At 64.4% G+C, this 21986-nt stretch carries 16 protein-coding genes; 12 read left to right on the top strand and 4 right to left on the bottom strand.

The window, feature by feature from the left end; translation table 11 throughout:
* Nucleotides 1-174: 174 nt before the first annotated feature.
* The 3 genes from AArc1_RS02980 (at nucleotide 175) to AArc1_RS02970 (ending at nucleotide 3737) form a co-directional block, all read left to right on the top strand.
* A complete protein-coding gene (locus AArc1_RS02980; protein ID WP_161958283.1) occupies nucleotides 175-2136 on the top strand; it encodes a methyl-accepting chemotaxis protein in 1962 nt (653 codons plus the stop codon).
* Nucleotides 2137-2199: 63 nt separating this feature from the next.
* The gene (gene hisI / locus AArc1_RS02975; RefSeq protein ID WP_117362838.1) at nucleotides 2200-2571 is read left to right on the top strand and encodes a phosphoribosyl-AMP cyclohydrolase; all 372 of its coding nucleotides are present in this window, start codon (nucleotides 2200-2202) and stop codon (nucleotides 2569-2571) included.
* Nucleotides 2571-3737 carry a DUF7118 family protein gene (locus AArc1_RS02970; RefSeq protein WP_117362837.1) on the top strand — a complete coding sequence of 389 codons (1167 nt, stop codon included), beginning with the start codon at nucleotides 2571-2573 and terminating at the stop codon, nucleotides 3735-3737. The genes hisI and AArc1_RS02970 overlap by 1 nt, the downstream gene beginning before the upstream one ends.
* Nucleotides 3738-4271: 534 nt before the next feature.
* On the opposite strand, the gene glmM is transcribed toward AArc1_RS02970, so the two are convergent.
* Nucleotides 4272-5636, bottom strand: a complete 1365-nt coding sequence (gene glmM, locus AArc1_RS02965) for a phosphoglucosamine mutase (protein WP_117362836.1) — start codon at nucleotides 5634-5636, stop codon at nucleotides 4272-4274.
* Nucleotides 5637-5748: 112 nt separating this feature from the next.
* Between glmM and AArc1_RS02960 the strand changes: the two genes are divergently transcribed.
* Both AArc1_RS02960 and AArc1_RS02955 read left to right on the top strand, forming a co-directional pair.
* A complete protein-coding gene (locus AArc1_RS02960) occupies nucleotides 5749-6597 on the top strand; it encodes an HVO_0234 family beta-propeller protein (RefSeq protein ID WP_117362835.1) in 849 nt (282 codons plus the stop codon).
* A 73-nt stretch (nucleotides 6598-6670) separates the two neighbouring features.
* On the top strand, nucleotides 6671-7522 hold the full coding sequence (locus AArc1_RS02955) for a ribose-phosphate diphosphokinase (RefSeq protein ID WP_117362834.1): 852 nt from the start codon (nucleotides 6671-6673) through the stop codon (nucleotides 7520-7522).
* Nucleotides 7523-7633: 111 nt separating this feature from the next.
* Here the strand turns inward: AArc1_RS02955 and AArc1_RS02950 are convergent, their stop codons facing one another.
* From AArc1_RS02950 to AArc1_RS02940, 3 genes are all read right to left on the bottom strand, one after another.
* Nucleotides 7634-9799 (bottom strand): CARDB domain-containing protein, encoded by a 2166-nt coding sequence (locus AArc1_RS02950; RefSeq protein ID WP_117362833.1) that lies wholly within the window; start codon nucleotides 9797-9799, stop codon nucleotides 7634-7636.
* 336 nt (nucleotides 9800-10135) lie between these two features.
* Complete coding sequence (gene ileS, locus AArc1_RS02945) at nucleotides 10136-13432, bottom strand: isoleucine--tRNA ligase (RefSeq protein ID WP_117362832.1); 3297 nt, start codon at nucleotides 13430-13432, stop codon at nucleotides 10136-10138.
* Nucleotides 13433-13587: 155 nt separating this feature from the next.
* The gene (locus AArc1_RS02940) at nucleotides 13588-13842 is read right to left on the bottom strand and encodes a hypothetical protein (RefSeq protein WP_117362831.1); all 255 of its coding nucleotides are present in this window, start codon (nucleotides 13840-13842) and stop codon (nucleotides 13588-13590) included.
* 142 nt (nucleotides 13843-13984) lie between these two features.
* Between AArc1_RS02940 and AArc1_RS02935 the strand changes: the two genes are divergently transcribed.
* The 7 genes from AArc1_RS02935 (at nucleotide 13985) to AArc1_RS02905 (ending at nucleotide 21981) form a co-directional block, all read left to right on the top strand.
* On the top strand, nucleotides 13985-15256 hold the full coding sequence (locus AArc1_RS02935) for a glycosyltransferase family 2 protein (protein ID WP_228442378.1): 1272 nt from the start codon (nucleotides 13985-13987) through the stop codon (nucleotides 15254-15256).
* Nucleotides 15257-15447: 191 nt separating this feature from the next.
* Nucleotides 15448-16284: a glycerophosphodiester phosphodiesterase gene (locus AArc1_RS02930; RefSeq protein WP_117362830.1), complete on the top strand. Its 837-nt coding sequence runs from the start codon at nucleotides 15448-15450 to the stop codon at nucleotides 16282-16284.
* A gap of 290 nt (nucleotides 16285-16574) precedes the next feature.
* Nucleotides 16575-17378: an HAD-IIA family hydrolase gene (locus tag AArc1_RS02925; RefSeq protein WP_117362829.1), complete on the top strand. Its 804-nt coding sequence runs from the start codon at nucleotides 16575-16577 to the stop codon at nucleotides 17376-17378.
* Nucleotides 17375-18619, top strand: a complete 1245-nt coding sequence (locus AArc1_RS02920) for an MgtC/SapB family protein (RefSeq protein ID WP_117362828.1) — start codon at nucleotides 17375-17377, stop codon at nucleotides 18617-18619. The genes AArc1_RS02925 and AArc1_RS02920 overlap by 4 nt, the downstream gene beginning before the upstream one ends.
* A gap of 185 nt (nucleotides 18620-18804) precedes the next feature.
* A complete protein-coding gene (locus AArc1_RS02915; RefSeq protein WP_117362827.1) occupies nucleotides 18805-20184 on the top strand; it encodes an ABC transporter substrate-binding protein in 1380 nt (459 codons plus the stop codon).
* Nucleotides 20185-20214: 30 nt separating this feature from the next.
* Nucleotides 20215-21099 carry a carbohydrate ABC transporter permease gene (locus AArc1_RS02910; RefSeq protein WP_117362826.1) on the top strand — a complete coding sequence of 295 codons (885 nt, stop codon included), beginning with the start codon at nucleotides 20215-20217 and terminating at the stop codon, nucleotides 21097-21099.
* A gap of 6 nt (nucleotides 21100-21105) precedes the next feature.
* Nucleotides 21106-21981 carry a carbohydrate ABC transporter permease gene (locus tag AArc1_RS02905; RefSeq protein WP_228442377.1) on the top strand — a complete coding sequence of 292 codons (876 nt, stop codon included), beginning with the start codon at nucleotides 21106-21108 and terminating at the stop codon, nucleotides 21979-21981.
* Nucleotides 21982-21986: the final 5 nt, after the last annotated feature.

Below are 21986 nucleotides of genomic sequence, written 5' to 3'. Positions count from 1 at the left end.
ACGGCGCTCCACGGGCGGACTGATAACTTCTCGTGAGAGTACGCTGGCTGAGAACGTCCGATGAAACTCACTGTGCAGGGACGGGTCCGTCGACGTCGACACGCAATGAGCCTCCCAGATGGTGTCGGCCACTCGGCAAGAAGGTATTTGTTGGATACTGGTACTGGGTGTGGCATGGGATTATTCGGTAGACGCGAGACCGGAGAGTCGGACGGACGGCAACAGTACAGCGAACGCGGAGACGGGAAGCACGTCTCCGAGCGCGCGGATGGCAGATCGGGAGCCGAACCGTCGGCGGTCCACGACGGTTCCGGCCCGGCGAGGACGGGCGACGCCGAGGTTCGACCCGAAGAGATGGGGACCGCCTTCGGGACGGATCTCCCGGACGGCATCCACGACAGTCGTGCCAACCGGCTGGCACGGGCCGTCAGCGATCCGTCGGCGTGGAACGACGACGACGCCGCGGCGGAGACCGAACGGTACGCCAAACAGGGCTGTTCCCCCGGGGAGGTGATTACCTCGTACGAGCCAGCCGTTGAAGCCGCCTTCGAGGCCGCCAGAGTCCGGGCCGAAGAGGACCCGGCGGCCGCGCTGGACGAACTGCAGTCGGTGATGAACGGAGTGCTCTCGGAGACCGCCGCCGTAGCGGATCGGTTGGCGGACCTCGAGGCGGCCGCGTCGGGCGAGTACGCCGACGCCTACCTGACGATCGAGGCGGTGCTCGAGGCCATACCGTTTCCGGTCTACATGCTCGACGCCGAGGACCGCGTTGTGGGCTGGAACTACGGCCACACGGCGTTCGTCGGGATGGACCGAACGGAGGCGATGGGGGAGACCGCCCAGAACAGCGTCGTGAAGGCGACCTACAACGACGGTACACGAACGCTGACCCTCGCAGAGAAGGTGGTCGACGAACCACGGCGAGCCGATGAGGTCCACGGCGTCGAGCGTTACGAGACGCCGTACGCCGAGGGACCGGTGTTCTACGACACCAGCACCGCGACGAACCTGAACGGCGAGGAGATCGAAGTCGAGTTCTGGGCCGTCCCGATCTTCGATGGCGACGGCGCGTTCCAGGCCGTTTTCGAGATTATCCGCGACCAGACGATGGAGGTCCACCGAGAGGAGGCGATGACCGACCTCGTCGCGAACGTCACCGACGTCCTCCAGCGGATCGGTGACGGCGAACTCTCCGCTCGCGTCGACTACGAGGACGAACACGACGCCGTTGACGACGACCTCCTCGAGATCGTCGCGGAGGTCAACGAAATGGCGCACAACTTCGAGGGGCTGGTTGGGGACGTGACGGACACGACCGAACGGATCGCCGACTCTATCCACGAGGCCGCAGAAACTGCCGACACGGTCGACAGAACCGTCGAGGAGCAAAACACCGCACTCAGGGAGGCAACGAGCGAGCTCGACACGTTCAGTGCGACGATGGAGGAGATCGCCGCGACGTCGAGCGAAGTCACTGGAGCTGTGGCGGACGCGCGGAAACGGGTCGAGACGGGTGTCGAGGCGAGCGACGAGGCGAAAGTCGTTGGCTCGGACGTCCGGGAGGTCAGCGATCAGCTCGTCGAGACCGTCGACGAACTCTCGAGTAACCTCGAAGAGATCGAAGGCGTCGTAGAGATAATCGATGGCGTCGCCGACCAGACGAACCTGCTCGCGCTCAACGCCTCGATCGAGGCCGCCACCGCGGGCGATGACGGAGCTGGCTTCGCGGTCGTCGCCGACGAAATCAAGTCGCTAGCCGAGGAGACCCAGGCCCACACCGGCGAGATAACGGACTACATCCGCGAGTTGCAGGCCGCGACCGAAGAGACCGTGACCGCGGCCAACCGAGCCCACGGCCAGATCGAGTCGATCGAGGACTCGATCGAGGAGGTCGCCGGCTCGTTCGCCGACATCGAGGAGTCCGTCGAGTCGGTCTCGGACCAGATCGATCAGGTCGCCCGAGCGAACGACGATCAGGCTGCCAGCGTCGAGGAGGTACTGTCGATGGTCGAACGGGCCGAGTCCGCGGCCGACGAGGTCGCTGACGCGACCGACGGAATCGTCGTCGAAACGACCGATCAACGGCGGATCGTCGTCGAACTCGAGGAGAAGGTCGGCGATCTCACCACCGACTGATCGATTCATCGCTGCGACGTCGGCGGCAAAAGACCTATCGCCGCGACGAACAACCATCCGGACATGGATGACGACGTAGCAGTCGACTTCGGCGAGGACGGACTCGTCCCCGCCGTCGCACAGGACGCCGAAACCGGCGAGGTGCTGATGCTCGCGTACGTCTCCCCGGACGCGCTCGCCAAGACCCGCGAGACTGGATTCGCCCACTACTATTCCCGAAGCCGGGACGAACTGTGGCAGAAAGGCAAGACGAGCGGGCACGTCCAGCGCGTCGAGGAAGTTCGCGTCGACTGTGACGCCGACACCCTGCTCTATCTGGTCGACCAGGAGGCCGGAGCCTGCCATACGGGCCACCGATCGTGTTTCTACCGAACGATCGAGGGTGAGCACGTCGGTGAGGAAGTGTTCGACCCCGATGCCGTCTACGACGACTGATGAGCGAGCACGCCGGTTCTTCAAAGGCCAACGACGAGGAGTCAGTCGAGGGGACACCACTCGAGCGCCTCGAAGCCGCCCGCGAGCGCCTCGAGCGAATCGAAGCCGACGTCGACGACCACGGCGGTACGGCCGTCGAGGACGCCGCAGACGCCTACCGGAAGGCGACGAAGCTCCTCGACGACTACGTCGGCAGAGCGACCGGCACCGGCCGGGAAACCTTCAAATCCTACGTCCAACTCGAGGGGCAGTTCACCGCGCTCGTCGGGAGCCTGTCCGACGATCTGCGAGACCGTGCAGCGTTCGAGAACGCGCTCGACGCCATCGACAAACGCCGGCTCAGCGAGTCAGACTTCGAGGCGGCACACCGCGCCCTCGAGCCCGCGACCCAGTATGCAGAGTTGATCGACGAACGCGACGCCGCCCGCGACGAACTCTCGGAGGCGCGCAAGGCCGCATCGATGCGGATTCGGACGATCGACGACGAGATCGACGAGCGCGAACGGCTGCTCGAACTCGCAAACGCGGATCTCGAGGCCCCCGTCGAACGGCTGCGCGAGCCGATCGAGGCTTACGACGCGGCGATCCGCGAGGCGTTCGCCGACTACCGACTCGAGGCTGCCACTCGCGAGGTCTTCGAGCTACTCGAGCGCAGCCGGTGGTACCCGTTCGTCGGTTACGAACGGCCGCCGGACGACCTTCGCGAATACGTCGACGAGAGTCCGGACGGGGAACACTCGATCCCCGAGTTACTCGAGTACGCCGAGCACTCCCGGTCGAAACTCACCCACCTGGTCGCAGACGCGGACGCCCTGAAACGACGGGTTGCCACCCAGCGAACCTACCTCGACGGAATCGACGCAGACCCGCTGACGATCGGCTGGCCGCCGGAGTCGGCCGGCGTCCTCCGCCGGAAGACCCGCGAGTACCGGCCGTTCGTCGAGCGCGTCGGCGACGAAGAAACCGTCACCGCCTTGCGCGAGGTCCGCGAGTTGACGTTCGATCCCGACTACGATCGACTCCAGACCGCCGCCCAGGCGGTCGACCAGCTGTCCCCAGCCGAGCGCGAGCGGCTGGCAGACGGACAAATTGCCGAGGAACTCGAGTCCTTGCGAACAGAGCGCGAGCGACTCGAGACCGCACTCGAGGTCGACGACCCGGTCTAACCGAAGTAGTGGCTCGGATGGGTCGGTGAGGTGACGTAGCGGACCAGCGCGAGCGACAGGAACGTATAGAGATTGACCTCCTCCCGCGCCTGAAGACGCGGGAATCCGCGAAGCGGAGTTCAAGGTTGCGCGTTTCCTCGGTGGCGAAGTACGCTTTCGCGTCCCACGTCGACGGTCGCCGCCCAGTTGTGACCAAGGACGTGCGTTACAGCGCGTATAGCCCGGCCAAACGGGCCTTCCGTCCGACGCGCGGTCGGCGTTTCGACGCGACGAATACCGCTCGTCCCTCCACGGCGGGGTATTCAGCCCGCACGGTACCACGGTTCGCGTCGGCCAAGCCGGTACGTCGTGGACTGGTTCAGTCGGATTTGTTACCACGCGAGAAGTCACGGCGAAGCCGTGGTGTCGTCAAAGACGGCGTTTCTCAACGTGGGAACTCCGGTACTGCCGTCTACGGAATACAGCCTGATCAAGCTTACGCGCGTATCCACGGCCTGAAGGCCGTGACATTGCGCTACTCCGCCTGTAATCGACTCAGGCGCTTGCTTTCGCGTCGAGGAGCGTCTCGTACAGCTCGGTCGCCAGCTCGGTCGCCCGATCTTCGTCGCGAGCTTCCGCGTAGACTCGCACGAGAGGTTCGGTCCCCGAGGGGCGGGCGAGCACCCAGGCATCGCCGTAATCGAGGCGGTAGCCGTCACGGGTGTTGAGTTCGGCGTCGGCGGCCTGGGCGTGGTTCGCCGCCGCGTCGAGCATGGCGTCGCGTTCGGCGGTCGACTCGTACTCGAGGTTTCGGCGGACGTTGGCGTAGCCGTCGAAGGGGGCGACGATCTCGCTCACCGGCTGCTGGGCGACGAGTTCGAGAAAGCGCGCGGCGGTGTGGGCGCCGTCCCGCGAGAGGCGGTAGCCGGGGAAGAAGATACCGCCGTTGCCCTCACCAGCGATCGGGACCGGCCGGCCGCCGGCCTCGAGTTCGCGGATGCGGGTGATGATGTTCGTCGATCCGATCGGGGTGAGCTCGAGGTCGGCGTCGGCGTCGGCGGCGACGTCGACCAGCCGCTGGGAGACGTTGACCGCGGAGACGGCCGTATCGCCGGCCTCGAGTTCGGCTGCAGCGAGCGCGGCGAGGGTGGCGTCACCTTCGACGTACGCGCCGTGTTCGTCGAAGAAGATCGCACGGTCGGCGTCGCCGTCGTGAGCGATGCCGACGTCGGCATCGGTGGCCCGAACGAGCCGGCCGAGATCCTCGAGATTTCGGGGGACGGGTTCAGGGTCCCGACCCGGGAAGTGGCCGTCGGGCTGGGCGTTGACGGTGACGACGCGACAGCCCAGTTCCCGGAAGAATTCGGGACTCGTGAGCGCGCCGGCACCGTGGCCCGGATCGAGCGCGACGGTCAGGTCGGCATCGGCGATCGCCTCGCGGTCAGCCGACGCGAGCAAGGCGTCGACGTAGTCGTCGGTGACACCCTCGATGGCCCGAGCGCGACCCGTCTCGTCCCACGGGGCGACGGTGTAGGTCTCTCCGAGCAGCGTCGACTCGATCTCCTCGAGATCGGCGACGGCGAGTTCGACCCCGTCGGGGCCGACGAGCTTGATGCCGTTGTACTGTGGTGGGTTGTGTGAGGCCGTGACGACGACGACCGGAACGCCCTCGCGTTCGGCATAGAACTGTGCACCCGGCGTAGGAACGATCCCGAGGCGGTCGACGTCGGTGCCCGTGCTCGCGAGCCCGCTTGCGGCTGCGTCGGCCAGCATCCGACCGGTGTATCGCGTATCGCGGGCGATCGCGACCCGGTCGGCCCCCCAGGCCGTTCCCGCCGCTTTCGCGACGCGCAGGACGAACGCGGGCGTCAGTTCCTCGTTTGCGACGCCGCGTGTCCCGCTGGATCCGAACACTTCCATCGGTGTCTAGTCTGTGGGGCCACCTCAAAGGGATTCCGAACCGTCTCAGCGTGGATCCGAAGCCAGCGTCGGAGACGGAACGCTTTCGGCCGGCGGTCGCGAGCGTGTACGTATGCAATCGATCGAGGAGAAACGCGTCTACGGCGACCGAACCGGGGCGGTCGACGCCTACGTCGCCTGTTCGATCGGAGTCGTTCGCGTCCACGTCGCCGACGACGCCATCGGCGAGTTCTCGCTTCGAGCCCGCTGTGACGCGCGCGACCTCGCCGCGACCGACGACGCCCTCGCCGTCGCGACGGACGAAGACGTTCGCATTCTCGCCCTCGAGGAGGGCGACGACGGCCCCGCGTTCGTCGAAACCGGGTTCGGCCCGGCGGTCGCCGTCGGGGCCGACGGCTCGGACCTGTTGGCGGCCGACGAGACGGGACGAGTCGCCCGCCGACGAGCCGACGAAGACGGGTGGGAACGTCTCACCGACGAACCGTTCGCGGCGGTCAACGCGATCGATGGCTCCCTCGTCGGAACCGAAAGCGGCGTCTATCGCGTCCACGGCGGCGACCTCGACCACGCCGGCCTCACCGACGTTCGCGACGTCGCCGCAGCGAGCGTTCCGCTCGCGGCCACTGCCGACGGGTTGTACAAACTCGGTAACGGCTGGATGGCGATCCGCGATGGACCGTTCGACGTCGTCGCCTCGAGTCCGGGCGACGAGTACGGCCGTCTCGAACGAGCACACGCCGTCGCGGACGAGGCGGTCACAGCGTACGACGGGGAAGCGTGGCGGACGCTCGAGTCGCCGGACGGCCGGATCGTCGACGTCGCCTACGGCGAGCCGACCTACGCGGTGACGGCCGACGGCACGTTCCTCGTGGCGAGTGACGACCCTGACTCACCGGCCTGGCGGAGGCGGTCGCTCGGCGTCGACGACGCTCGAGCGCTCGCGCTGGCACCAACGGCGTAAGCGGTTATCGGCCGACGAACCTGGCGACCGGGAGAACGAAAACGGGTTTACCCCGCGGGCTGTGGGCTCGCATATGATCGTCAGCGGATCCGCCTCACAGGCGCTCGCCGCCTCGCTCGCACGCGAACTCGAGGAACCACTCGCTCCCGTCGACTCCGAACGGTTTCCCGACGGTGAACTGCTCGCGTCTATCCCGGAACTCGAGGGTAGCAAGCGAGCGATCGTCGTCGCCTCGACGGTCTCGAGTGACGCCCACGTCGAGCTGCTTCAGCTACAGGACGCCCTCGGCGAAGCGGGCGTCGACGAGATCGTCACGGTGCTGCCGTACATGGGCTACGGCCGCCAGGACAGGCAGTTCGACGTGGGCCAGCCGATCTCTGCACGCGCCGTTGCCCGAGCCATCTCGACCGGCACGGACCGTGTCGTAACCGTCAATCCCCACGAAACGGGCGTCTGTGACTTTTTCGAGCCGACAGCGAGCGCCGTCGACGCCGCAGGCCAGCTCGCTGAGCCGCTGCCTGCCGACCTCGCTGACCCCGTCTTCCTCTCGCCCGACGCCGGGGCGGTCGGGCTGGCTGAGACGGTCCGTGATGCCTACGGTACGGGCGAGACGGATTACTTCGAGAAGACCCGTCACTCCGGAACGGAGGTCGAGATCACTCCCAGCGACGTCGGCGTGGCCGGCCGAGACGTCGTCGTCACCGACGACATCATCGCGACCGGTTCGACCATGAGCGAAGCCATCGCTGTCCTCGGCGAACGGGACGTCGGTCGCGTCTTCGTCACTTGCATCCATCCGCTGCTCGTCCGCAACGCGTACACGAAACTCGCTCGGGCGGGCGTCGAGGCGATCTACGGCACCGACACCATCGAACGGCAGGCAAGTGCGGTGTCGGTCGCCCCTGTTCTGGCCGACCACCTCTGAGCGTCGTCGGCACGCCTCCGGCTGATCGGACTCGAGTGACACGGCGTGACTGAACACGACGGAGGCGAACAGGACGTGGGCGAATGAGTTACGCGCGCGAGTCGACACCGGCTACCGACGACGAGCCCGATCGATTCGGGCAGCGACGAGGGCCACCGACAGCGCCAGCACGGCGGCGGCGAGGCCGAATCCGGGGACCTGCTCGAGTTCCGCCGGTGGGGTCGTCTGGACGACGACCGTCGCCGACTGCTCTCCGATCACGACCTCGTACTCGCCGTCGGCATCGAACAGCAGCTCCTCGGTGATCGTCGCGGTTTCTCCAGGTTCGAGGAAGACGGGATGGTCACCAACCCCGCCCTCGTGCGTTCTGAACTCGAGGACGGCCGCGGCGGGCACCTCGTCGGGATTCTCGACAGTCGCCGTCGCGGTAACGGGTTCATCCGGGCGAACCTCGGTGGGCTCGAGATCGAGGTCGGCGACGTGGACGCTCGCATCGGAACGGACGAACACGGTGACCGTCTCGTCGCCGATCCGGAGCGTGTACTCGCCGGGTTCGTCCGGCGTCCAGGTCAGATTTGCCGTTTCCTCCTCGCCAGCCTCGAGATGGGGCTGGGTGTAGTCGACGACCCGCCCGTCGACCTCGAGCGTGGCGTCGGCAGTTCCGTCCCGGTCACCGACGTTATCGAGGCGCACGGGAACCGAAACGGGCTCGTCGACGGGAACGGCCGTCGTCTTCCCGTCGTGGCCATCGCGTTCGGTTAGCGGCCACGACTCCCCGCCAGCCGCCAACGCGTCACCGTCGAGGCCGTATTCGAACGTCGCCCCTTGCAGATCGAACGCCGCCGCGTGATCGGCCTGGCTCCACATCGTGGGCGTCTCGTCGCTCCTCACGTATCGCTCGGCAGCCGACCGGACCGTCTCGCCGCCGGCCTGCTCGAGTAACTCGAGGTAGGCCTCGCCGGTCAGGGTCCCCTCACCGGCGTTGAGCACCCGGAAGACGTCTTCGGCGGTTCGGTCGCCGTCGGTCGCGAGCCGAAGCTGACGGTCGAGTTCACCGTAGACGAGCCGCCCCTTCACGTAATCCGTGCGGTCGTCGGTCCACGTGTCGGGATCGGCGAGGGCGGCGTCGGCGTACGGCGAGCGTTCCCCGCCCGCGAGGAAGCGACTGAACTCGTCGAACTCGATCAGCCCCTTCTCGAAGGCGAGCGTGGCCGCGTAGTACTCCGCCTGGGCTTCGACGAGCCACTGCGTCTCGCTCGTCGTCCCCACATCGTCGCCCGTGTAGCCCTGTCGGACGTGGACGTACTCGTGGAGCCAGACGTTCGCCGGGTGCTCGAGCGGGCTGTCAGCGACGACCCAGGCGTCCGAGTCACCGTACTGGACGCCTTGTGGCCCCCACTCGAGGTCGGCGGGCACGGCGACGACGAACACGTCATCACTTCGGGCACCGACGTCGAGGCGTTCGCTCCCCCACGCGAGTGTCTCGAGGATCGTCTCGGGGGCGGCTGCCAGATCGGCTTCGGCTGCCTCGGGGACGACCAACCTGATCGTCTCCCCGGCGACGGGTCGCTCGTACTCGGATACCTCACCGAAGAACGCCAGGTCGCCGCCGGTTGCGCCCGGCCCGTCGATTCGGACTGTCTCGTCGACGCCGACCGATGACGTCTGTTGCAACGAGACGCTGATCCCAGGCACCCTGACGATCCCCCATTCGCCCGTCTCGACGAAGGTATACCCGTCACCGCCGCGAGCGGCCGATTCGCCACCGTGCGAGAAGGTACTCACACCGAACCCATCGCCTACAGCCGATCCGCCGGCGTGGTGGCCCACGTCGCCGGTTCGGTTCGCCGGCATCGTAAACCGGATCGACGGCTCGTCGACGACCTCGGTCCAACGATAGGTGCCGTCGGCGGTCTCCTCGAAACCCTCGGCCCCGACGACCGTCGCCCTCGACTCGAGATCGATCTCGAGCGAGACGACGGGATCGGGGACGTCGAACGTCTTCTCGGTCTCGAACTCACCCGGCCGGTCGGGCAACTGCCGAAGCGTCGTCGTCCGGTGGAGGACGTCGTCGCTCCCGCCGATACTGGCCGCTGGCGCACCGAGATGATTCCGAATCGGGACGTCACTCGCTCCGCCAGTCGCCTGTGTCGGCCCGGTCGGGGCCACACCGTGGTCGCTCGAGTCCGTCACAGTGCCACCGGCCGCACCAGCAACACCGGCCGGAAGACTGACAACCAGAATCGCGATCAGGAGCACGGGGACCAGGTGCTTCATGCCAACTCTATGGACAGCCAACGGGCATGACTGTTGTGCTCGCCAGACAGTCAGATCGTGTGGGAGGTTGCTCGAGGATCGACCCGACCGAGATCAGGTCGCTTCGCTCGCTCGTCACACCTCAAAATCTGGACCAAAAATCCACCGCGGTCGGCTCCGGTTCCCGCGCTGGTACGCGCTCTAATCCGACGCTTCAGCCGCCGCAACGGCTTCGAGGGCGACCTCGGCATCCACCTTTTTCCGCTCGGGTCGCTCACACAGTTCGCGACCACTCGCGCAAAAATCTGGACCAAAAATACAGCGCGATCGGCTCCGCCTCCCGCGGTGGTGCGTACTCTAGTCCGATGCTTCAGCCGCCGCAACCGCCTCGAGGGCGATTTCCATCGTCACTCCCTCGACGTCCCACTCCTTGCGGTGGCCATCCTCGACGGTCCGGAGTTCGTCGGCACGAACCTCCTCGCAGATCAGGTCCTTGCGGTCGGCGACGAGGTCCGCGACACGGTCGTCGTCGATCTCGAGGTCCAGCGCGATTCGCTCTTCGACGTCGAGTTCGAGTTCTTTACGCATCTCCTGGACGCGGCGGATGACCTCGCGGGCATAGCCCTCGCTTTCGATATCCTCGGAGAGCGACGCGTCGACGTAGACGACGCCGCGGTCGTCGCCGTCGATACCGAACGGGGTGCCGGCGATGTCGTCGGGCGTCTCGGTGACGAACGAGACCATCGACTCTTCGATCGACTCGTCCTCCTCGAGGACGTCGGCGACGGCCTCCTCGAGCGCCTCGAGACTCGGCTCGTCGATCCGGGCCTCGTTGAGTGCGGTCATGACCTCACCGGCACGGCCGCCGAAGGCGGGGCCGAGTTCGCTCATGTCGGCTTCGGCGCTGTAAGCGAGTTCCTCCCAGCGGTCGTCTGCGGAGACGAGTTCGATCTCGCGAGCGTTGAGTCGGTCCTCGAGCAGGCCGGTGTGACGGTCGACAGCGTCGACGACGCGGTCGTCGTCGGCCGCGACGACCACCCGCGGAACGGGCCAGCGGAGTTTCCGGCCAGCCTGCTGGCGGGCGTGTGCACCGGCTTCCTCGATCGCGCGCAGGAAGGCGACGTCCGTCTCGAGTTGCTCGTCGACCCAGTAGTCGTCGACGTCGGGCCAGTCTTCCATGTGGACCGTCGGATGTGCGTCGTCGCCGGTGAGCGTGCCGTAAATCTCCTCGCTGATGAACGGCGCGTAGGGCGAAAGCAGTGCGACCGTCTCCCTGAGGACGTGGTAGATCGTCGCGTAGGCAGCTTCCTTGGAGGCGCTGTCCTCTTCCTCCCACATGCGCTCGCGGACCGCCTGGACGTAGAACCGCGAGACGTCCTCGACGACGAACTCGAGGACGGCGTCGAGCGCCTTGTCCTGGCGGAACGCCTCGAAGTGGTCGGTCATCTCCGCTTTGGTGGACTGCAAGCGGGCGAGCACCCACTCGTCGATCAACTCGAGGTCGTCGTCCACCGCCTCGAGTGTCACTCCGGCGGTGTCACCGCCTCCGCCTCGTTGCGACTCCGTCCCAACGCCCGGCTCGAAGCCGTCCAGTCGCATGTACGGCAGCGGGAACCGGAAGACGTTCCAGAGCGTCCGCAGGTGGTTCTCCATCGTGGCCATGCCGTCCCATGAAAAGCGCATGTCGTCGCCCTGGGGATTCGCCGAGAGCAAGAACATCCGCATGGCGTCGGAGCCGTGGCGCTCGATCGCCTCGTCGGGTTCGACGACGTTCCCGACGGATTTCGACATCTTGCGGCCGTCCTCGTCGAGCGCGTGGCCGTGCATCAAGACCTTGTCGTAGGGCACCTCGCCCATCGCAGCGGTCCCCATTCCGAGCTGGGACCAGAACCAGCCACGCGTCTGGTCGTGGGCCTCGAGGATGAAGTCGGCGGGCCAGAGTTCGTCGAAGCGGCTGTCGTCTTCGGGGAAGTCGAGGGTGCCCCACGACGCCACCGAGGAGTCGAGCCAGACGTCGAAAACGTCCGGCACGCGGGTGTAGGTGGTGCCGTCTTCGGTGATCGTCAGGTCGTCGACGGTGTCTTTGTGGAGGTCGACGTCCTCGGGGTCGATATCCTGGTCGACGCGCTCGGCGAGTTCCTCTCGCGTGCCGACCACGATCATCTCTTCGTCCGCGCGCCCGCTGGCGCGCTCTGGACTGGCGGCGGTAGCCGCCCCGTCGTCGTCTCTGTCTTCAGGGGTCCACACCGGGAGGGGGATGCCCCAGTAGCGCTGTCGGGAGACGTTCCAGTCCGGTGCGTCCTCGACGAAATCGCGGAAGCGGTTGTCGCGAGCCCATTCGGGGTACCACTCGCTGTCCTCGATGTTCTCGAGCAGTTCGTCTTTGACGTCCGTGATCGTGATGAACCACTGGTCGGTGACGATCTGGAGGATACCGGTGTCACAGCGCCAGCAATGACCGTAGCTGTGATGGATCGTTCCCGATGCGAGCAGTGCGCCGTTTTTCTCGAGGTCGGCCGTGATCTCCTCGTCGGCGTCTTTGACGAACTGGCCGTCGTATTTGCCCGCTTGCGCGGTGTAGACGCCGTCGCCGCCGACGGGACAGAAGATCGGGAAGCCGAGTTCGCGCCCGCGGACGAAGTCCTCCTCACCGTGGCCCGGCGCGGAGTGAACCAGCCCGGTGCCGTCGCCGTGGGTGTCGACGTAGTCGGCGGCGTACACCTCGAGTGCACCTTCGTGGTCAGGGTGTTCGGGCACCTCCTCGGCGAGAGGGTGCTCGTAGGACCAGCCGATCAGCTCTTCGCCGGTCAGCTCCTCGACGATCTCGTACTCGTCGTAGCGCCCTTCCGAGAGCACCTCTTCGACTTTCGGTTCGGCGAGGTACAGTAGCTCTTCCTCGCCGTCGTTCGTCGCACGAACGCCGACGTAGTCACCCTCCTCGTCGACGGCGACGAAGGTGTTAGCGGGGATGGTCCACGGCGTGGTCGTCCAGATGACGATCGATCCCTCACGGTCCTCGAGGTCGAATTTGACGTAGACCGAGGGGTCGTCGACGTCTTCGTACTCGACCTCGTTGTTCGCCAGGCCGGTCTCACAGCGGGGACACTGGCTGATCGAGCGCTGTCCCTGCTCGACGAGGCCGCGGTCGGCAGCCTTCGAGAAGCCCCACCACGCCGCTTCCATGTACTCCGGCGAGACCGTCCGATAGGGGGTGTCCCAGTCCATCCAGACGCCGAAGGACTTGAAATCGGACTGCAGTCCCTCGAGTTGCTCGTCGGCGTAGTCTTTACACTCCTGGATGAAGTTCTCCTCGCCGAACTCCTCGATGTCCTTTTTATTCTCGAAGCCGAGTTTTTCTTCGACTTTCGTCTCGATCGGCAGTCCGTGCATGTCGTACCCCGGCCGATCGGTGACGTCGTACCCCTGCATTCGGAAAAAGCGGAGGTAGACGTCTTTCAACGACTTGTTCCAGGTCGTCCCCATGTGCGCCGACCCCGACGTGTACGGCGGGCCGTCGACGAAAAAGAACGATTCACCGTCCGATCGGTGCTCGACCGTCCGTTCGTAGGCGTCGACCTCGTCCCAGTAGTCGAACACCCGCTGCTCGAGCGCGTGCGGATCGTACTGGTCGTCGACCTCGCCGAACCTGCTCATACCTGCAGTGATTCGCTCCGACATTAAAGGGGAATCGGTCCAGCAGACGACGACAAGGATAGCCCACCGTCGTTAGGTCGGTTACGCGTCAGCGATCGAAAACGGACAGCGCATGTTGATATTCGAACGTGGCTCCGAGGGAACCAGACAGCGAGTCAGCGACTCCCGTACTCACGGGCCGCGAGCAGTCGAACGAGCACCTTCCGATAGCCGAGGGCGTAGACGCCTGCATACAGCATGACGGCACCGATCGCCGCGAGCCAGAGCGCGCCGGTCGCGTCACCGGCACCGAACTGCTGTAGGCTCGTGTACTCGGCGAAAATTCCGCCGGCCGTGAGGACGACGGCGACGACGGTGTAGAGGACGATGGATACCGCTTCCGCGAGGAGTTCAGGATCGAACGAAGGCATTAGCCCTCGAGAGCGTCCGGGTGAACGTAAACCTATCCCTCGAGAGATCACTGATCCGGCGAAGGCAGTGTCTGAACGTGACGGGGGTACAAACCGAACGTTCTATTGGGGATCGGTTTGAGTGACACGTAGACCGAGGAGAATGATCGATCTCTTCAGTATGAACGCTGTGGTGACGGGTGTCGTTATTCTCCTGTGGGTCGCGCTGGTCCTATACGGGTTTTCGGCACTGTGGTGGGCGTTCGAGGTGTTCGTTCTCGGACGCGGGGGCGGAATTGACCCCGAGGAGGTCGATTGGGAACTCTCTGATATTCAGGTCCGGGTACTCACGATCGATAACCACGAGATCGTTCAGGCGACTGTCGACGCGCTCCCTGAGGAGGTAGATGCTGTTCACGTCATCGCGGAGACGCCGATGGAGATCGAAGGGGCGTCCGTCCACGTCGTTCCGGCGTCGTTCGAGTGTAAGGCGATAAACAAGGGCCGGGCCGTCGAGTGGGCCCGACGAACCCTCCCATGTCAGTCGGAGTACGTGCTATACCTCGACGAGGATACCATCGTTACCGATTTCAACGGCCTTCCCGACGCGGACGTCGTACAGTTCACTGAGAAGCCGATTTATACGGGTTCATACATCACGTATCTCTGTGAGTTATTCCGGGTCGGCTATCAGTTCGAGCAGTTCGCGTTTCCGCGGTTGCGGTACCCGTTGTACGCATGGGGAGGCGGAGTCGCGATTCGTGCTTCTCTAGAGGAGCAAATTTCGTGGGATCGAGCGACGATTACGGAGGATACCAACTTCATATGGAACGCTGCAAAGGCCGACGGGGTCTCGTTCGCGGTTTACGATACGCGATTCAGAAATCAAGCGCCACCGTCCGTCCGTGCAATGATCAACCAGCGACGACGATGGATCTCGGGGACCATCGCCGATGGGCACCTTCTCCCCATAACGTACCGTCCGCTGTACTACACACGAATTATCGCGTGGGCGTTTTCGCCGGTGGTCCCGGCACTAGTCGTCATAGCGACGCTGTTTCCACACACCACGCCATCGATGCGATACTACGAGTTACTCTCGATAGCACTCTTCGGGTTCTTGTTCGTGTATATGCTCTTCGGGGCGATCGGATACGACAAACATCCGCTGCTGTGGCCGGTGTACGTACTGGTAACACCGGTCGCGTTCACCTTCCACGCGATCGGTGCACTGTGGGGGCTTGTCCGGCCAGTCACGACGTTCGAGGTAACCGAAAAGGTCGCACCCGAGACCGTCGTGTCGGTGAACGACGCACTCGAGGAGGACGTGTTCAGCGAACACGATGGTACCGGTCGACTCATCCGGGACGACCGGAGTGAGTACGACACCGGACTGATCGGTGACGGTGACGCGGAGCTAGGAAGCGATCACTGAGTTCTCCCGCAAGGTGGCAGTCCTCGAGAAGAAAGCCCGATAGTCGTCCGTGATGAGTACGCCAGCGCCGCTTAACCCGTGGACGCGTTGCGCCGGCGTCGAGGGGGCGGTTCGATCGGCTCTCCGTCTACGGTGTCGGCGGCGTTCGAGCGAAGAAGCGTTCAAGACCCCGGCGGCCATCTGGGGACGTAATGTCATCGCCCGAGGTACTCGCACACCGCGGTTTTGCGGGGCTGTTCCCCGAGAATACGATCGGTGCTGCGACCGACGCCGCCGCGTACGAGGAGACGACGATGATCGAGATCGACGTCCAGCCAGCCAGCTGTGGCACGCCGGTCGTCTTCCACGACGACCGACTGGACGGCACGCGAGACGGGCGACCGACGACCGACGGCTCGGGGCTCGTCTGGGAAACCTCACTCGAGGAACTCGCCGAAACCCACGTGCTCGGGACGGACGAGACCGTGCCGACGCTCTCGGCGTTGCTCGAGGCGCTGCCCGAGTCCGTCGGTGTCAACGTCGAGTTGAAAAATCCGGGAAGCGCCGACCTCCGGTTTGCGGAGGTGCTCTCCGGGACGGATCGCGACGACCGACGCGACCACTGGGCTCCGTTCGTCGACCGCGTCGTCAGCGACTGTGACGGGTTCGGCGGTGAAGTGCTGTTCTCGTCGTTCTACGAAGGGGCACTCGCTGCCACCAGGGACGTCGCCCCCGACTATCCAGCCGCGGCGTTGGTCGCCGACTCGGTCGAAGACGGCCTCGAGATCGCCCGCCGGTACGACTGTGAAGCCGTCCACCCGCCACGGAACCAGGTCCGCGGAACCGCGCTCGCAAGCGAATCGTACGGCCCGATTCCCGCCGATGAACCCGAGATCGATCTCCTCGAGGTCGCCCACGAGGAGGGCCGGACGGTGAACGTCTGGACCGTCGACACGTGGCTCCAGTTCGAGCAACTGGCAGAAGCGGGCGTCGACGGCATCATCGTCGACTATCCTGGACTGGAGAAGTCGGTCGCCCCAGCAGAGTGATCCCGGCGCGGTAAACTCAGTCGACACCGTCTTTTACAGGCACAAGGCGTGATACCGCCGACAACTGAGGTCGTGAGTTTCGTCCAGCGATTCGACCGTCAGCGACGGGTATTGGTCACACGGCGACTCGAGTCGCTACGGTCCCTGTCCGGGCGATCGTCGCGTAAGGTATATAGCTCTATATAGCAAAATATAGTCGTACCGAGGCAACAGTATGTTGGGAACACGACGCGTGGTCGGACAGGCGGCGGATCGATACTCGAGCAAGCGATACGACTGGGTGGTCGCGGATGAGCACTGAGAGCGTCGCGACACCGATCGAGGGCGCGGTCGTCGACCTCGATGGAACGGTCTACCGCGGCGACCAGCCAGTCGAGGGCGCTGTCGCGGGAATCGAACGGCTCCGAGAAGCCGGCATCGACGTCGTTTTCCTCTCGAACAAGGCCTTCGAGCGCCGAGCCGTCCACCGCGATCGGCTGGTGTCGTTCGGCCTCGATGTCGACCTCGAGGACGTCGTCAACTCGGCGTCGATCGCGGCCGACTTCCTGGCACGACACCACGGCTCGGACCCGGTATACGTCGTTGGCGAGGAGCCCCTCGTCACCGAACTCGAGCAGGCGGACGTCGACGTGACGGGCCGGCCGTCGGCCGCGCGAGTCGTGCTCGTCTCGATGGACCGGTCGTTCGCGTACGATACCCTGTGCGACGTCCTCGAGGCGTTCGAGCACGAGCCGGCGTTGTACGCGACGAACCCCGATCGAACCTGTCCCGTCGCCGACGGCGAGATTCCGGACGCCGGGGCCGTCATCGGCGCCGTCGAAGGGCTGACCGGACACGAACTCGATCGCGTCCTCGGAAAGCCCTCGAAGACCGCTCTCGAGACCGCGACCGACCGACTCGACGTCCGGCCGGACCGGTGTCTCATGATCGGTGATCGACTCGAAACCGATGTCCGGATGGGCCATCGTGCCGGCATGACGACCGTGCTCGTCGAGTCGGGCGTCACCGACCGACCGACGCTCGAGAAATCGACGGTGCGTCCCGACTACGTCGTGGACTCACTGGGAACGATCGACGCCGTACTCGACCCATGATCGAGTTCGAACCGCTCGCACACATCGACGATACGGTCGCGAAGCTGGTACTGGCGACGCTGCTGGGGATGTTCCTCGGCCTCGAGCGGGAGTGGTCCCAGAAGTCGGCGGGCATTCGGACGTTTGCGCTGATCAGCCTGCTCGCGGCCGTGTTTACGATCATCGGCGACGACGGGCTGTTGTTGCTCGGCGGCCTGTTGATTATCGCCCATGCCGTCTTACTCGCCGTCCAGAGTTTCATCGAAGCGGACGTCGACGGGCTGTCGCTGACGACGTCGGTGTCGATGCTCGTCGCCTACAGCATCGGCGCGCTCGTCGCCAACGGCTTTTTCATCGAGTCGGTAACCGTCGCCGTGTTGTCGTCCCTGCTGCTCGTCCTGAAACGCGAACTTCACCAGTTCGCGTGGGGGCTCTCGAGGGAGGAGGTGCGAAGCGCCGTCGAGTTCGTTATTCTCGCGTTCGTCATCTATCCGTTGCTCCCCGCCGAAACGATCGATCCGTGGGGGGCGGTCCAGCCCCAGTTGATCTGGTCGCTCGTGATCGCCATCAGTGCGATCGGCTTCGTCAACTACGTGCTGGTCAAGAAGTACCAGGGGATGGGCGTTGCCGTCACCGGTTTCTTCGGCGGCCTCGTGAACTCGACGGCCGTCGTTGCCGAGATGGCGAAACGTGCGACCGACCAGCGGGGGATGTTCAGTCTCGCCGTGGGGGCGATTTTGCTTGCGAACGCGGCAATGGCGTTCCGGAACGCGGTCATCGTCGTCGCGTTCGTCCCCGAAGCCGCGCTGGTGATCGGTGCGCCGCTCGGGGCGATCACGATCGCCGGGATCGCGGTCGCGATCTGGCAGAGCGACTGGCGGGCGGACTTCGAGGCGGACCTCACCTCGCCGTTTAGCCTCCGCAACGCGCTCTCGTTCGGCGCACTGTTCTTGCTCGTCTTGCTCATCTCCGTCGGGGCCGAACAGGCCTTCGGCGCGACCGGCTTCCTCGCGACGACCTTTTTCGCCGGACTCGTCTCGAGTGGCACCGCAACGACTACGGCCGTCACGCTCGTCAGTACGGGCCAGATCACGACCGAGACGGCGGTAGCTGGCGTCCTCGCCGGTACCGCCGCGAGTATCCTCATCAAGACCGTGTTCGCCGCGACCATCGCTCGAGAGCTGGTCCGGCCGGTGTTACTCTGGAACCTGGTGCTGATCGGGGTCGGGGTACTCGTCGGAGCGCCGTTACTCCTGGGCTGAATCGCAAGCGGAGACGGCGACGCCAGCTATCGAGTAGTATATAAAACGAGCCGCATATTTCGTTATTGATGACCGGATGATGGCAGTAAACAAAACCACCACCTATTGGTTTCGCAGGTGATTCGGGTTCGCAAAGGCTTCATAGATCGGTAATTATATAAGAACATATTTCTAAACGGTTGTTTATGCCTGTTAATCATTCACGCAGGAATGTGCTGAAAGCGACTGGGGCCGTCACCGCGGCGGGGCTCGCCGGCTGTATGGGGAACGGAGAGGACGCTGACGTCGACGAGGTCGACGACGAAGTGCTCACAGCCTGGCACGCGATGGGTGGTGGGTCGGGCGAACTACTGGACGACATGGTCGAGCGATTCGAGGGAGCCGACAGCGAATCCGAGTACCAGGGGAGTTACGAAGACATCCTGAACAGCCTGTTCGGCGCGATCGAGGCCGACCAGATCCCCGACGTCGTCATGATCGACGGACTGCACAATCAACAGGTACTCGACACGGAGGCGATGCAGTCGGCCGAAAGCTTGCTGCCCGACGACTATCCGACCGACGACCTCGTCGACACCGTTCAAGACTTCTTCCGCGTCGACGGCGAGTTGTTCTCGATGCCGTTCAACAACTCCAACGCGATTCTGTACTACAACAAAGACGCCTACGAGGAAGCCGGCCTCGACCCCGACCAGCCGCCTGAAACGCTCGAGGAAGTCAGAGAACACAGTGAGGCGCTCGTCGATTCGGGTGCGGTCAACTACGGGATCACGTGGCCCAACCACGTCTGGTTCGTCGAAACCTGGTACTCGCTGGCCGACGAACTCATTCTCGACAACGAGAACGGCCACGACGGCGCGCCGACGACGATGCATGCCGAAACCGACTTCGCCGAAGACCTCTGGAGCTGGTGGCGCGACCTCTACGAGGACGACCTCTACTTGAACCCCGGCATCGAGGCCTGGGACGAGGCACGAAACGCCTTCCTCGCTGGCGAGGTCGGGATCAAACTCGACTCGACGGCAGCCGTCGAGTCGACCGTTTCGGGTGCCGAGGGCGACATCGAAGACGAAGAGGACTTAGACGAAGACGACGTCGACGGCTTCGAGCTCGGAACTGGCCTCTACCCCTCGCCTACCGAGGACCGCACGGGCGTCGTCATCGGTGGCGCGTCGCTGTTCGTCAGCGGCAACATGGACGATCAGCGCGAGGAGGAAGTCGGCGACCTGCTCGCCTATCTCGGCTCCGTCGAGAACCAGATCGAGTGGCACCAGGGCAGTGGCTACTATCCGATTCGCGGGGAGTCCATCGATGAACTCGAGGATGAGGGCTGGTTCGAGGACGAACCTCACTACGCAACGGCGTTCGAACAGTTGCTCGAGTCCGAGACGACGCCGGCGACTCGCCGGATGCTCGTCGGTCCCGCCCGCGAGGTGCAACTGACGATCCAGGAAGAGTCCCAGCAGATCTTCTCCGGCGGTGTCAGCGTCGAAGAGGGCCTCGCAAATATGAAAGAGGACGTCGAGGAAGAACTCGACCGCTACTCCCGCGTCGCAGGCGAATAACACAGACCAAACGTCCACCGTATCACATCAATGGCAAGAGAGATTTACGACCGCTCGTGGCTCGCCTACCTCCTGTTGTTGCCGACGCTCGTCGTCTCGGCCATCTTCCTCTACTATCCGGCCGCACAGGCAGTCAACCTCAGCCTGTACGAGACGCTGCAGTTCGGCACACAGCGGGTCTGGACCGGCCTCGGCAACTACAGTTACCTGCTCACCTCGAGCGACTACCACAGCAGCATCGTCGTGACGATCGCCTTCTCGCTGATCGTAATCGTCGGCGTGATGGCCATCTCGCTGGTCGTCTCGTATCTGATCTACGAAGTGAGCGTCGGCCAGTCGTCGTACCTGATCGCGGCGATCTGGCCGTACGCGCTGCCACCGGCAGTCGCGGGAATCGTCTTCTTTTACATTATTCACCCGAGCCTCGGCGTGCTCACCCAGCCAATTCAGGCGATCTTTGGCGTCAATATCGACTGGTTCACCCGGGGTGGCCAGGCGTTCGTCGTCGTGACCGTCGCGGTCATCTGGAAGCAGATCGGCTACAACGTCATCTTCATGATCGCCGCGTTGAACAACGTGCCTGACGCCCTCGGCGAGGTCGCCGACCTCGACGGTGTCGGCCGGTTCCAGCGGCTGGTTCGGATCTACATGCCGTTGATCTCGCCGACGCTGATCTTTCTCGTCGTCATGAACACGATCTACGCGTTTTTCCACACGTTCGCGTTCATCGACATCCTTACTCAGGGCGGTCCGGGCGGAGCGACCAACATCATGATCTACGACCTCTATCGCAACGCATTCGAGTTCAACAACCACGGACTGGCGTCGGCACAGTCGGTCATCCTGTTCCTCGTCGTTGGCGTACTGATGTACGCCCAGTTGCGCCTGTCCGATAAATACGCACACTATGGGTGAGCACACGTGAGTACAGACACTCCATCGACGATCGAACGCGTCACCGAATCGCTCGAGCGCCCGACGACGGATCGAACACAGTTGCTGGTCCACATCGGACTCGGCGTTTCGGTGTTCCTGATGGCGTTTCCGATCCTGATCGCGTTGCTCGTGAGCACGCAAGAACAGGGCGTCATCAACAGCGTCGGCGACCTCGCTCCCGGCAGTCACATGGTCGACAACTACCAGACGGTGATGACCGACTACAACTTCGGCGTTTACCTGCTGAACTCGTTTATCATGTCGATCATCATCGTCGTCGGGAAACTGGCGATCTCGCTTCTGGCGGCGCTGGCGATCGTCTACTACCGGTTCCCGTTCAAGAACCTGATGTTCATGCTGATCCTCTTTACGCTGATGCTGCCGGTGCCGGTCCGGTTCGTGCCGCTTTTCAACATCGTCACGGATCTGGGCTGGTACAACAGCATGCTCGCGCTCACGATCCCGTATCTGGCGAGCGCGACGACGGTCTTCCTGTTGCGCCAGCACTTCCTCTCGATTCCCGAGTCGATCGTCGAACAGGCGAAACTCGACGGGATCGGACCGCTGAAGTTCCTCGTCTACGTGCTGATCCCGATGTCGAAGGGGATGCTGGCGGGCGTCTCCGTCATCATGTTCATCTACGCCTGGAACCAGTACCTCTGGCCGCTGGTTATCATCGACTCTCAGGCCCAACAGGTCACGCAGGTCGGGATCACCCTCCTGCAAGGCGACATCCAGGCTGGCGAACTACAGTGGTCGATCGTGATGGCCGGTGCCATCATCACGCTTATCCCACCGCTGCTCGCACTGATCGCGTTCCGAAAACCACTCCTCGAGACCTTCGGGGTCCAACAGAAGTGAGCTAC

This window comes from Natrarchaeobaculum sulfurireducens (assembly GCF_003430825.1).
In the GTDB taxonomy this organism is placed as follows: Archaea; Halobacteriota; Halobacteria; order Halobacteriales; family Natrialbaceae; genus Natrarchaeobaculum; species Natrarchaeobaculum sulfurireducens.
The sequence above is the reverse complement of the archived record's forward strand: the minus strand, read 5'-3'. Positions and strand labels throughout refer to the sequence as shown.

Coding starts and splice junctions, on each gene's coding strand:
- AArc1_RS02910 (WP_117362826.1), top strand. CDS start 20,215: ATGGCAAGAGAGATTTACGACCGCTCGTGGCTCGCCTACCTCCTGTTG.
- AArc1_RS02950 (WP_117362833.1), bottom strand. CDS start 9,799: ATGAAGCACCTGGTCCCCGTGCTCCTGATCGCGATTCTGGTTGTCAGT.
- glmM (WP_117362836.1), bottom strand. CDS start 5,636: ATGGAAGTGTTCGGATCCAGCGGGACACGCGGCGTCGCAAACGAGGAA.
- AArc1_RS02940 (WP_117362831.1), bottom strand. CDS start 13,842: ATGCCTTCGTTCGATCCTGAACTCCTCGCGGAAGCGGTATCCATCGTC.
- AArc1_RS02915 (WP_117362827.1), top strand. CDS start 18,805: ATGCCTGTTAATCATTCACGCAGGAATGTGCTGAAAGCGACTGGGGCC.
- AArc1_RS02960 (WP_117362835.1), top strand. CDS start 5,749: ATGCAATCGATCGAGGAGAAACGCGTCTACGGCGACCGAACCGGGGCG.
- AArc1_RS02970 (WP_117362837.1), top strand. CDS start 2,571: ATGAGCGAGCACGCCGGTTCTTCAAAGGCCAACGACGAGGAGTCAGTC.
- AArc1_RS02980 (WP_161958283.1), top strand. CDS start 175: ATGGGATTATTCGGTAGACGCGAGACCGGAGAGTCGGACGGACGGCAA.
- AArc1_RS02920 (WP_117362828.1), top strand. CDS start 17,375: ATGATCGAGTTCGAACCGCTCGCACACATCGACGATACGGTCGCGAAG.
- AArc1_RS02925 (WP_117362829.1), top strand. CDS start 16,575: ATGAGCACTGAGAGCGTCGCGACACCGATCGAGGGCGCGGTCGTCGAC.
- AArc1_RS02935 (WP_228442378.1), top strand. CDS start 13,985: ATGATCGATCTCTTCAGTATGAACGCTGTGGTGACGGGTGTCGTTATT.
- AArc1_RS02930 (WP_117362830.1), top strand. CDS start 15,448: ATGTCATCGCCCGAGGTACTCGCACACCGCGGTTTTGCGGGGCTGTTC.
- AArc1_RS02955 (WP_117362834.1), top strand. CDS start 6,671: ATGATCGTCAGCGGATCCGCCTCACAGGCGCTCGCCGCCTCGCTCGCA.
- ileS (WP_117362832.1), bottom strand. CDS start 13,432: ATGAGCAGGTTCGGCGAGGTCGACGACCAGTACGATCCGCACGCGCTC.
- hisI (WP_117362838.1), top strand. CDS start 2,200: ATGGATGACGACGTAGCAGTCGACTTCGGCGAGGACGGACTCGTCCCC.